Origin of the sequence: Cronobacter sakazakii, assembly GCF_000982825.1 — a bacterium.
In the GTDB taxonomy this organism is placed as follows: Bacteria; Pseudomonadota; Gammaproteobacteria; order Enterobacterales; family Enterobacteriaceae; genus Cronobacter; species Cronobacter sakazakii.
The window spans coordinates 4499710-4511265 of sequence record NZ_CP011047.1; the positions used below are offsets into that span (position 1 = coordinate 4499710).

Consider the following 11556-nt stretch of genomic DNA (forward strand, 5'->3'; position numbering starts at 1 on the left):
ATAGTTACCTCTTTTGTAATAAAAAAGGCCGCCATTTGGCGACCTTAGTTGGTGATTTTGGCCTTTATCGACCGTGATTTTCATGATATCCGTACTTTTTTTCTGCTTCTTTTCTGGCTGAAATAGCTTCTTCAAGTGAATTAAAATCACCCAAATGCTTTCTGCCTGCTGGCGTATTTATTCTTGCTCTATATTTCCCAGTGTCAGGCCTTATGGTAACCCCCATACATCCGCTTTTATTAGTTATGCGGGTTTTCTGATTGTGGGTATTTCCTCGATGGGTAACCTCTCTAAGGTTGGATATACGATTATCAAATCCATCACCATTGATATGGTCGATTGACCCAACTGGATAGCTTCCATAGTACAAGGCCCAGCACAATCTGTGCGCATAGTGCTTGGCACCCATGATTTGGACCGCGAGGTGATCTCGCAATACAGATCCAGCTCTTCGATTCGAAAACCTTCTGTTGAATCCACCATCGTTACCATCAGGGAAATGGGACAGAGGCCTAGATTTCCATGTCAACACACCAGACTCTGGACAGTAAGACAAGCACTCTCGTAAATAATCGAGAGGTAAAATCTTCTCTTCCGAAATACTCATGCACAACCTCGTCAAAGTTGCTCGTCGTTTGGTGGGTGTGGCAACCCGGCGACGAAACCGGGCCTTCGGTGATCAGCCTAGCCACTGGTTAATTATACAGTTCACTCACCATATTTAATAGCGAATTGCAGCCGATAGATGAGGCGACCTTCAGCTGTTAGGACTGGAGCGGGGATACCGCCGAAATTTTCGATATAGCCAATACAGTTGCTTGGCAGAGGGTCTGATTGCACGTGCTGGATAATTTGCTGCACCGAAGTGTCTAAATATCCATTCCCTCCTTTTGCGCCGATAACATCTACTAACACGTAATATTCGGCCCCTAGTTCATTGCGTATGGAAGAGCCGCCGTTAGGGCGGAATACCATAAAACGCTCTGACATGTTTCCGGTGTCATTCCATATAAGGAGTTGGGTTGTAAAACCAGCGGTAAGCCCGGCACCTACAAAATAATCACGCAGCCGGGTATGCATCGGAGGGTTCATAGCGACAACTCCTGTTTCATAACCCGGTCGATTTGCTCTCGGGTATCCTCAAACCCTTTTGTAAGGAACTCCTTCCTTGCAGTTGCACGGCGGAATTTCTGTGGGATGTTGGGATCGTGAACATAGACCGCATAGTTGGCTGAATACCCAACGCGCCCAGTCAGGCGAGTGCCGTTTACATCCAGTTCCTGATATTGACTATTGATGAGCGTGGAGGTGTCACCGATAGGCGTATATACGGATGCCTGTGATGAACCAATAATGAGCGCGCTCTTTATCGCTCTTATTGCTTTTCTTCCCTGAACATCAGCAATGAGTTTTTCAAGATTGGCCTTAGCCTGGCTTATGCCTCTGATTTTTCCAGCCATGCTCAGCCTCCGGTAATTATCGCGTAGTCATCCATAAGGCGGTCGAACGTGTCTTCATCCCTTATAGATTGGAGTATTTCATCAGCCCCAGCCTGAACAGGGTCTGCTTCGGTAGACACGCCAATCAGGATGTAATCCCCCATATCCGCATCGGCGAATTCCGTCCAGAAGGTGTTTTTGATTACTCGCTCTGAACCAATATCGCCGAGCCGCTTGCTCAACCCACCTTCATAGCCGCAATCGATGACCACCGGAGCTGCGAAACCCAACGGATCACCATAGTCATTCTGGCCTTCCAGTCGCTTCCAAAACGTCGCTTTGCCGGTGTATGACCAGCGGGCCAACTCTGACATTCTTATTCCCTCCAGCGCAGCACCTTCGCACCACTCTCCCGGATGCGCGGGCAGTTAATAAACCACTCCCCATCCGATTTAACGTATCCGGTGGTCTGCCGACCTGTTTCAGTAAGTACCCATACGCGCTCGAATGACCGCGGGAGTCGATTTTTAACGGATATCCACGTCATTAGCGTTCACCGTTACACATGCATCCACCTTTCCCTATCCAGATGCCTGCAAAAGCCTTATTACTGGGGTCTGGGGGAATCAGCGAGGTTGCACAGCCATACTTATCAAGCCCTCGCAGTAAGGACAGAGATCCTGACCACCGATCCGCAAACGACTGATATCGAAACGACCTTGAGGCACCTGACGGGGCTGTCTGAGAGCTGATATAGCGATCGCCCTGCCCCAGCCCCATCAGTCCTAACAAATACATTTGAATTAGCAGCGCTGTCGCAGCTGGGTAATGAGCATCAAGACATTCCTGAATGCTGTTCACCTGCTCAATCAGCGCGTCAAGAATAAAGTCGGGCAGCGTGATGCCGACCGACGATAGGTATTCCTTCGCCTGTGCTGTGGTTATCATGCTGACCTCAGATATAGCCCTCCGCAGAGGGCATAAAAAAACCGCCATCGCGGCGGCTGTTACTCAGCAGGGAAAAGCTTATCCAGCTCGCCCTCTGGCAGAAGGCCTGCGAGCTTGTCGACGCCCATATTGCCTTTGTACTCAATGCCCAGATCATCAAGGCGCTTGGTGATAGCCTGCTTGCGGGCCTGCTTATCGGTAGATGCATCAGGGGTCGCCGGAGTCAGCTCTGCTGACGCCTTACCGGAAAGCTTACGGACATGAGATTTCAACGAAGGGTGCAGGTTTTCCAGTTCAACCACTTCGCCTAAAGAGACACCATGCCAAGGACGGGTTACTTCGTATTTATCAGCCATGATTTATCCTTTATGCCAGATTAGCGCCGTAAACCACACCAGACAGGCCTTCGCCGTCCTTCTTAATCTGCAAGCCTTCTGCAGACATGATCTGGAAGTTGTAATTGCTCTGCGGCATCAGACGCGGCAGCGGAACTACGCCTACAGCCATGCCTACCAGCGGTGAAATTACGTCCTGGCGACGCTGATATCCGAAGAACTCATTGCCGCTTAGCGCGAAGGTCGGGCGGATCTCCTTGGCAGGAATGAAGCGAGAGATCGCATCAGCCACAGTGCCGCTTACCAGAGCGTTGCTGCCCGAGTTTACGTTGATGAGGTAAGGCTTGGACATGTTTGCCCAAATCTCAGAACTCACCCACAGAACATCATAGGCAGCAACTTTGTTACGGCGAGCAGTCAGGCCAAAAGCACCAGTCGGGCCGAAGAATGCCAGCATGTCAGCCGGTGAGGCCGTAGTCAGGTCGATATTCGCGCCGCCAGCGCCGCTGCCGAGGTTAATCTTCGCAGTGTTTCGGTGGTTACGGATGCCCTGACCTTTGTAGCCATCGACAGAAATGCTGTCATCGCCATTCAGGTAGTACCCGACGCGCTTTTTGTGGAACTTGCGCATCTTGGCAGCCTGCGAGTCCAGCGCCAGGTCAATACCAACAGTGCTCAGGCCTGCAGCGTGACGCCAGTTAACGCCATAACCTGCAGTGAACACCGGAATAGGGTCGCCATCGCCGCCGTATTCGGTGTGGTCGAAGGAATATGGTGCCTGACCATCGATGCTGATTGATACGTCATCAGCAATATCACCGGAAACGGTGTAGAGCTTCGCGGTTTTGCCGATAGGCAGTACGGTCTGGACAGCCAGAAGGTCGTTGATAATTTCCATGCCATCTTCCTGATCGCGCATTTGGATGATCTGGCGATCAATCTCAGCCCAGAATTCGCGGGTAAAACCGCCAACAGCGTTAGCCGCCAGCATTTCTGCGGTCATGCTTGGTCGGTAGGCATTAACCATCATGTCATGCTGTTGATTGAAGATGTTGCGGTTAGCCCACAGCTCGTTCCAGTGTCCGCGCAGTCGGCTGTTAGCAGCCAGTGTTTCAGCGGTAAAATACATTCTTATTCTCCTGATTAAGCGCCAGCTGCTGCGGCAACGGTGCCTACGCGAGCGCGTACGCGGATTAAATCGGTAGTACTGGCGGCGATGGTTACGTCATCCTGGCTGTAGCCAATCACTGAGTCAGTGTCGGCGCTCGCTTTGGTGAACTGACCATTAGTGCCAAGCTTGATCGGGTCATCTTTTGCGTAGGTGCCAGCAGCACACCGTAGCGCCAGTTCGCGACCCTCCTCCAGATAGTTGCCGACGGCAGAATCACCGGCAGGGATTGGCTCATTAACGGTCAGGCCCTGGTGATAACCGGTTTCAACGATGTAGAGACGACCAGTCAGAGCAGTTGCTTGTGCAAACTCGTTGTCGCCATTAATGACTACTGCAGTTCCCGGCAGGGTATCAGCAGCGACCACTCGGGTTTCGGTCTTGTACAGCGACTGACCGTCAATATTGATTCGACGATAACGTGCCATTACGCAGCACCTCCAAAGTAGGTTTTGTAATCAGGCGCGCCGGTTTCTGCCTGGTTCTGTGCAGAGTTAGTACCCAGCGGAGCGGCTTCACCCAAGGATTTAAACATTGCATCTAGCGCTTCGCCTGACAGCGCGTTAGCTACGACTTCGCCATGCTTAGCAGCCACAGCGGCGCGCTTGGTCTGTTCTTCAGCGCGAGAGTTGGCGGTCAGGGTTTCTGTCAGCTTTTCCTGGTTGGCCTGTAGCGCTTCAACCTTCTCGAAAGCGGCTTAATTGCCTTCTCCGTATTGGTAGCCACAGCCTCACCAATCATGCTGCCGATTTGTTCCAGTTCTTCTTTGGTTAAAGGCATGTCGCCCTCCGTTTTGTGGTTTGTTGCAGGAGCGTCCTGCGGTGTGAAAAGAGATTTGAATTTGTTGGCTACAATTGCGACCCATGACTCCTGGCGCGCCACTTTGGTGGCCTGTTTCGTCAAAGGTGATCTGCCCGCCATCACTGGTATACCCGTACACCTGTGCATCACCGCCGTTACGGATGACAATCGCCTGTGAATCGGTAAAGTCAGCAATCCATGCGTAATCGTCAGGCCCGGTCGCAAATTTGTCGCGGGCAGCTTTCTCAAGGCGGCGTTCACGTTCGCGGGTAGGACTCGCCTACCAGTGCGCCAGAGTTGGTTTTGATGGACTTTGCCTGGTCAGCGTTAACCATCAGGACCAACGCCCTGCTCTGGCTGTGCCGCACCGACTTCCATGAAGGAGGATGGCGTCATGGTCCATTGCGTTGATTTTGGCAACCCATTCAATGCCCTGAGCCTTCTGTTGCTCGCTTGCCTCAAGCTGGTCGAGAAATACTGCAACGGCTGGTATGAATGGGTGGTACATCATCGCCGCGCTCAATCGCTGCAACGCGCTCCAGAAGTTCACGCCCACCCTCACTCTGATTGCAACCTGAACATCAACCCATTTCTCCGCATAAACCCGATTGCCGGATTTCTTTCACGTTGGCGGTTCCATGCGGCGATGTGGCCTACGTTGATTCCTCAGGAGAGAAAGCTGATACAAACTGACCATTGACCGTTGGGTGACCCAATGGTGCCAGAGTGCCTTCCAGCCCTGATAGTGCGCGGTCGATTTCTGATGCGGGGTAAAGACCACCGTTCATTACTACGTTCGCGCCGGCAGCGTATAGCTGGGGAGAACCAGATGTTCGCGCCCCGTTATACGTTTCACGGCGAATAGACTGACTGTTCACCTTTGTGGTGACGTTAACCTGCATTGTCATGGGTGATTACTCTTGTCTATGCCGCGTGTTTGCAGCAGTGATGTGATTTATTTGTGGCCATGCGCTTGCCCCATGTCTGAGCAAACTCTTTTTTGGCAATATCGATAACGCTGGAGTTGAGCGGAACGCCCTTCTCATCAACCAGAACGGTGACCTGAGTGCATTTACAGTTGCTTGCGATTATTCCATTGGCTATCATAAGGCCTGACACTTCTTCGAGATCGTAAACATGACCTTCAAAGAAATACCTCTCGACACTGACAACATCGTCAATCTCTATAAGTCCGGCCTCTCTGAGCAGGCTATCTCCAGAAAGATTGGTGCTTCCCGCAGCGCTGTTAAGCGACGGCTCGAAGCTGCTGGAATTGTTCGCAGAGGAAAAAGTACTGCTGCAATAAACCGATTCTCGCTTGCCACGCCTGAAGAAAGGCGACTTGTTACCGCTGCAGCCCTCGGCGTCAGGAGGGGCCAAATCGATAGCGATGAGGTCAGAGAAAGGCGATCCCTGAATCAACGCGCTGACAGAGTTGGTATGTTTGAGAGCGAAATAATCGAGCATCTTGCTCGTATGGGTGTCGCATGCAATGGTCAGTTGCCGGTCGGACCTTACAATGTGGACCTCTCCATTGCAGGAACTACCGTCGCCGTGGAAATCTACAGCACTCACCCATCTAAGGATCGAATGACCAGACTCCACCAGAGAGCTAAAGACATCCTGAACTGCGGATACTCTATGCTGGTCGTTCAGGTCACCTATCCCAACAGAATTTTCGACATTGCTGCTGTATGCGAAAAGATTGTCTCTTTCCGTGACTTCGTTAGCAGCAATCAATCCTCTGTCGGTCATTACGGGGTGATTAGGGGTAACGGTAAGGTTGCGACCACTACGAGTCACAAGCTTGACGACCATCCCCTTGTAGTAAGTTTTTGAGCCAGCCACAAACCTGCCTTGCACTTCTGTGTCAGGCAGGTAGCAGTTAATCGCGTTGCCATTGATGCTGTACCACTCCCTGACCTCATCCGAGGTATAGAGGTGTCCGTGCCTGAGAGCGTGTGTACGTCGCGTTGTGGGGCTTAAGGCGGACATATGAAGCAACATGACGTTAAGGCCTAAATCATCTTTTGCCTGGTCATGTTCGTCCCATCGCGCACGCCGGAGTGCGGTAGTGATTTCCGTGCGTGCAATGCGGTTGGCTCTGCTGCGCTCGATATCTGTTTGAGCGGTTATATTTCTGGCAACTTCGCGAGGGTTAAGCCCGCGCCCAATACCGTCCGTCAGTACGCGGGAAAGGTCAGCCTTTATCTGATTGCTAAGGCCTTTCATCTCTTCAAACTCGCGCGCCCTGACCAGTATCAGACGGGACTGATAGGCGTCACTTAACAGGATCTTCTCAATGCTTTCCCTGTCGGCGGCGTATGCCGGGGATTGCTGCGAAAGGTTGCTAAACTCCTGCGCCGTTCCTCGCTGATAAGCCGTAGAAACGTAGTCCTGCCAGAACCACAAATTCAACTCCCCGCCCTGCAACAAAATGTCATCGACGAGCGATTCACCGTTTTGAAGCAGCATGGAAAGAAGTGTCTGGTCAAGGCGGAAGGTGTAGCGCTGGTTTACTGCTGGCTCTGAAGGTATGCGGTTAAGTAACTCTATGTACCCCTTTCCGATTTTCCGTAGCCGTCTGCTGAACTCGCGCATTGCGCCGCGCTCCAGCCTGTCTACACCAGTCGGGTCCTGCTTATTGGCTGGTAATATCGCTGGTTTCGCTGGCTTGTTCGCTTTCTTCATCGTCATCCTCGGTCAGCGGTTCGCCAAGCGGCTCGTATCCTGCAGCAACGCGGATTTCGTTAGCGGTAAATACCTGCTCGCCGGTTGCCAGCGTCTTCTGGTTGATGTCGCTCATCTTGCTGGCGCTATCCAGCTTGTCTGAAGATGACTGTTCGTTAAGGTCATCCCAGACAATGCTGAACTTGGCTACCGGCTTCAGGATTTGCAGATCTATCAGCTTGTCCACCATATCCTCGATATCGAATGACAGGTCACCACGTCGCGACTGACAGCGAGCGTTGAAGTAAATCTGGTCTTCCGTGCTGGCGCGCTCGCCTGACTGGTTGCCAACGAGAATGCGAGAGGGAATATCAACCGATGCCGCAAAGGTCTTCAGGTTTACATCGTAAGTAGGTGAAGGGTCGGCAACCGAAGTTACCAGAGGCGTAACAGACGCGCCTTGAGTGGTCAGAAGCACATCATTGCCGCTGTTAACTTCAACGGCAGCCTCATTGAACTTCTCCTGCAGATCTGTGACGCTAACGCCATAAAGTGACGCGAGGTTGCTGAAGTTAATCTCTTTATCGAAATTGACGTTCAGTTGGCGCGCGGCGTTCTTCAGAAAAGATTCACCGCTGCCTCCTTCTACCTTTTCGAGGCTTACAGCTGCGTTGTAGCCAGGCTCCAGAAATCCGATCTCGTCATCGGACATATCACCGATAATCAGGATTCGGTCAGGGTGGATGTCACGTTGAACTCTACCCCCGTCAGGCTGCACTTCTGTGTAATGCCATTTCGTGACATTGCCGTTGTAATCACGACTGGCGACCTTCAGTGCACTAGCCCAAGCTGGCGTAATCTTCTGTAGCGAACGGCCTTTGACTACCGGCTCATCCCAGCGCTTATTGTCTTTGACGTGCAGAAGGATGCCAGCCCAGCGACCAACCAGTCGGCGCGTATCGGCTTTGGCGAATGAGCGCCAGAACCGATGGGTGAACACCTGTTCTTTGCTCGACTTCTCCCACGTCGATTCCTGGCGTGATTCATCATCCGGATCACCCTCAATAACTTCAGGGTTCGTTTTCCAGCAGTTGGATACCAGCTTATTTACCGCACCGTTAGCGATGCCTCCACGGCGATAAAGCTTATAGAGGTCATGGAAGTCTAAATCTTCCTTGAAGCCATATTCGCACCACGCCGTGCTACGTTTTGCATCCAGACCCATAGACGGGTTAGCCATCATCATGCGGGCGCGCGCAAGCCTGGCATCGTTCAACGCATGGTTGACGGCCAGTGTTAATTTGTCAGTCATGGTTTATCCGTCATTGAATGGCTTTGTGAAATGATCTGGCGATATCTTTCACCTGCCTGACATTTCCGCGCCCCTGAGATTTAATGACTTTGCGATCTCCGACTTGTTTCACAATCACCTCAACGCAGCCAGATTTAACCTGCGTGCAGGAGATATCGCCGATTTTTTTCGATTCGAAATAAACGCCGCTCATATGGTCCTCGTCTGTATGGTTGAGATAATAAAAAAGGCCGCCGTAGCGACCTGTTGAATATGTGAGGCGGCTGGACTCGAACCAGCACTCAGGTTCAGCATTAGCACCATGCCTGCCCTGCCGGATAATCCGGTTGATGCATTACTCTACCCATCTAACCCGCAAGCGGGAATTGAGTTACGCCTCATTTTCAGTTTACCGCCCTTGCAGGCGCTTAGGAATCATCATCCCTATAGGCTCCGAACCGCTTAATTCGGTCATCGCCCATACCAGCGCATCGAGGCGGTCAGGTGATTTTTTTGAGGTGGTTGGCACGTACTCCATCTGCTGGTTTTCCAGTTGATAGAGATTGCCGCGATGGGCTACGCGACCCTGTGCATACAGAGCGGATATTGGCTCGGCTCGCGCGAACTTACCCTTGCTCGCATGGACGCGGATAATGCGGTCTTTGAACCCGGCATTGCGGAGTGTGTCCTCTGCCATGTCACCGCCCTGGTTGGTTTCAATCACAATCGCGTCGGCGTCATGCTGCTTGTAAGCGTCCATTGCACGCGTTGCCCAACCGTTAGGGGAATATTTGCCGCTGTAGTCGCCGTCGGCTGAATACTGTCGCTTATCTCCTGCACCGTATGAGCTGGCTGCTACAATCCCCGTTTCATCGCTCTCTTCGCTGTTTGTTGCTTGCGGGTCGATAGCGATAACCGTTCTGGATAGCTGTTCGGTGATGTTCAGGGCGCGTGCTGCTGCAATCATCTGCTCTGTCCACAGCGCGCCCTCTGCGTTGAACCTGCGAGGGTTCTGCATGTACTGCGCTTCGGCTGTTCGGCGATGAGAGAAAAGCGCTGTGCGATGGCTCTCGTTGTGTTTGAACGGCCAGAGCCAACCATCAGGCAGGCCGTGCTCAATTGGTATGGCGTGACTATTTTCAGGGTACTGCTCCTGATAAGACCGGCTGTTGTCGATGATTACCGGCAGATTCAGGTGGTGCCACATCTCACCACTACCACCTCGCAGCAGATAGCCGCTCAGGTCGTGATAGTGGATGCGCTGCATGATGACTATCATCGGCGTGGTTTCGATAGCCAGGCGTGATTTAATCGTCTCGTTGAAGCGGCTGTTTACGCCGTCACGAACCGTTTCGGAATAGGCGTCATCAGGTTTAACCGGATCATCGATAATCAGAGCGCCCTGCCAGCCAGGTTCCATATGCCCGGCACGGAAGCCGGTTACCTGTCCTGCTGACGATGAGGCATAAACACCGCCGCCATACTCCGTCCACCACATCGCCTTACTGTCAGCATCGTCGCGCAGCTCCATCGGCCACATCGCTTGGTAGGCTTGCGACTTAATCATGCTGCGGGCAGTGGATGAGTTCAGAAGTGCGAGGTTGTGCGAGTAGGACAGGTGCATGAATCTGGCGCGTTTATTCAGTGCCAGGCCACGACCCATCATGTTGATGGTTGCCAGTTCTGTTTTCGTGTAGCCAGGCGGAACGTTGATGATCAGCCGGTTAATCTCGCCGTCTATCACTCTGTCCAGCGTTTGCTGTATCACCTTGTGATGCGGCGCCACTATCATCTTGCCGCCGGTACGTTGCTTGAAGAAGTAGCGGGCAAAGTAAAGCCCGTCCTCTTCGCACTCTATCCGGCGCGCATAGTTCTTTTGCTCAGCAGTCGTCATCCTCCAACATCTCCCGCCGGGCAGCTTTGTATTCATCTTTCGTTAGCGCGGCCACTTCAATCGGGCCGCCGTTCTTGCCCGTATGTTCGTGAGCAGCCTGCTCTTTGAATGCCATAACACTAATGTGTTTGCCGAGAAGCTCAAGATTCTTAACCTTGTCAGGCCACTTAATTTTCTTCAGCAAGGCGGAACTATCGGCGGCGGCCATCTCTATGACGTCAATTCCAGAAAGTGTTGTGCGCCATACCTTCGGCCAGTCCTTAATCGGCTTAATTTCCCCGTTAGCCAGGATGATGTCAGCGACGTCCATCTGGTCGATATCAAACAAGCGTTTCAGCACATAATCAGCATCAACCTCGACCCGATCATTGCGCTCTGCTTTAAGTTCGGAGATTCTGGACTGGATGTTAAGTTTCGCTAAGTTTGCGAGCCTTGTTCATTGGCGGTCTTTTCGCTGTACCCCGCCGAATAGCCGCTTGCGTAGCGTTCAAATCGATGAGGTACTCGCGACAGAACATTTCTTGCTTGTCGCGTGAGTGCCATTTTAGTCCTTAAGGATAAATATGAATATCGTAACTCTTGCAGACATCTCTACACCGCTGAAAAATTACGGCCATCATCTTGATAATGTCACAACCGCATTTCATGAGAGCCTTTTCAGCTACTTGGAAGTACGTGATTTCTTCCATATCGCAATAACCGGCAAAATTGAACAGGGCCGCTTTTGCGCGACTATGCCTAAACTTCAATTTTCCTTTGCAAGTAGGAATAAATTCATTATTGATGATAAAAATTTAATATCGGTAGTTGAATTTTTCACGCTGGTTAACAAAGAGGAGATTTCTATCCTTAAGTGCTACCTGCGTTTTGATGGCGCCCTTACGTTTGAATCGCCAACATCAGATGTGGTTTTCAATACTGCCGACAGCAATCTTCAGAGTGAGTTTTCACCAGAATATTGAGTTCGGCATATGAAAAGGGGTTGATCTCTGCTTAATCCATCATCAGGC

Annotated in this window: 13 protein-coding genes, 1 tRNA gene and 2 pseudogenes; 1 reads left to right on the top strand and 15 read right to left on the bottom strand. The window is 51.7% G+C overall.

What is annotated here, in order from left to right:
- Nucleotides 1–64 precede the first annotated feature (64 nt).
- The 15 genes and pseudogenes from CSK29544_RS23575 to CSK29544_RS21420 form a co-directional block, all read right to left on the bottom strand.
- Complete coding sequence (locus tag CSK29544_RS23575) at nucleotides 65–607, bottom strand: HNH endonuclease signature motif containing protein (protein ID WP_029039660.1); 543 nt, start codon at nucleotides 605–607, stop codon at nucleotides 65–67.
- Between the two features lie 101 nt (nucleotides 608–708).
- Nucleotides 709–1092 (bottom strand): phage tail termination protein, encoded by a 384-nt coding sequence (locus tag CSK29544_RS21360; protein WP_029039659.1) that lies wholly within the window; start codon nucleotides 1090–1092, stop codon nucleotides 709–711.
- Nucleotides 1089–1460 (bottom strand): hypothetical protein, encoded by a 372-nt coding sequence (locus CSK29544_RS21365; protein WP_029039658.1) that lies wholly within the window; start codon nucleotides 1458–1460, stop codon nucleotides 1089–1091. Before CSK29544_RS21365 ends, CSK29544_RS21360 begins: the two co-directional genes overlap by 4 nt.
- Nucleotides 1461–1462: 2 nt before the next feature.
- Nucleotides 1463–1813, bottom strand: coding sequence for a hypothetical protein (locus CSK29544_RS21370; RefSeq protein WP_029039657.1), 351 nt, complete (start codon nucleotides 1811–1813; stop codon nucleotides 1463–1465).
- Nucleotides 1814–1985: 172 nt separating this feature from the next.
- The gene (locus CSK29544_RS21375) at nucleotides 1986–2387 is read right to left on the bottom strand and encodes a DUF7370 family protein (protein WP_029039656.1); all 402 of its coding nucleotides are present in this window, start codon (nucleotides 2385–2387) and stop codon (nucleotides 1986–1988) included.
- Nucleotides 2388–2446: 59 nt separating this feature from the next.
- The gene (locus CSK29544_RS21380) at nucleotides 2447–2743 is read right to left on the bottom strand and encodes a hypothetical protein (RefSeq protein ID WP_029039655.1); all 297 of its coding nucleotides are present in this window, start codon (nucleotides 2741–2743) and stop codon (nucleotides 2447–2449) included.
- A gap of 10 nt (nucleotides 2744–2753) precedes the next feature.
- Complete coding sequence (locus CSK29544_RS21385; RefSeq protein WP_029039654.1) at nucleotides 2754–3851, bottom strand: major capsid protein; 1098 nt, start codon at nucleotides 3849–3851, stop codon at nucleotides 2754–2756.
- Between the two features lie 14 nt (nucleotides 3852–3865).
- Nucleotides 3866–4318, bottom strand: a complete 453-nt coding sequence (locus tag CSK29544_RS21390; RefSeq protein ID WP_029039653.1) for a gp53 minor capsid family protein — start codon at nucleotides 4316–4318, stop codon at nucleotides 3866–3868.
- A pseudogene (locus CSK29544_RS21395) lies at nucleotides 4318–5599 on the bottom strand (hypothetical protein). Before CSK29544_RS21395 ends, CSK29544_RS21390 begins: the two are co-directional and overlap by 1 nt.
- Before the next feature lie 16 nt (nucleotides 5600–5615).
- Complete coding sequence (locus CSK29544_RS25190; protein ID WP_372584596.1) at nucleotides 5616–7388, bottom strand: phage minor head protein; 1773 nt, start codon at nucleotides 7386–7388, stop codon at nucleotides 5616–5618.
- A complete protein-coding gene (locus CSK29544_RS21405) occupies nucleotides 7333–8673 on the bottom strand; it encodes an anti-CBASS protein Acb1 family protein (protein WP_029039651.1) in 1341 nt (446 codons plus the stop codon). The genes CSK29544_RS25190 and CSK29544_RS21405 overlap by 56 nt, the downstream gene beginning before the upstream one ends.
- 10 nt (nucleotides 8674–8683) lie before the next feature.
- On the bottom strand, nucleotides 8684–8866 hold the full coding sequence (locus tag CSK29544_RS21410) for a hypothetical protein (RefSeq protein WP_029039650.1): 183 nt from the start codon (nucleotides 8864–8866) through the stop codon (nucleotides 8684–8686).
- A 61-nt stretch (nucleotides 8867–8927) separates the two neighbouring features.
- A tRNA-OTHER gene (locus tag CSK29544_RS24470) sits at nucleotides 8928–9053 on the bottom strand.
- 8 nt (nucleotides 9054–9061) lie between these two features.
- Nucleotides 9062–10546, bottom strand: coding sequence for a phage terminase large subunit family protein (locus tag CSK29544_RS21415; RefSeq protein WP_029039649.1), 1485 nt, complete (start codon nucleotides 10544–10546; stop codon nucleotides 9062–9064).
- Nucleotides 10533–11064, bottom strand: a pseudogene (locus tag CSK29544_RS21420) (terminase small subunit). Before CSK29544_RS21420 ends, CSK29544_RS21415 begins: the two are co-directional and overlap by 14 nt.
- Before the next feature lie 45 nt (nucleotides 11065–11109).
- Here CSK29544_RS21420 and CSK29544_RS21425 point away from each other — a divergent pair.
- A complete protein-coding gene (locus tag CSK29544_RS21425; RefSeq protein ID WP_046623091.1) occupies nucleotides 11110–11508 on the top strand; it encodes a hypothetical protein in 399 nt (132 codons plus the stop codon).
- The last annotated feature ends 48 nt before the right edge of the window (nucleotides 11509–11556 follow it).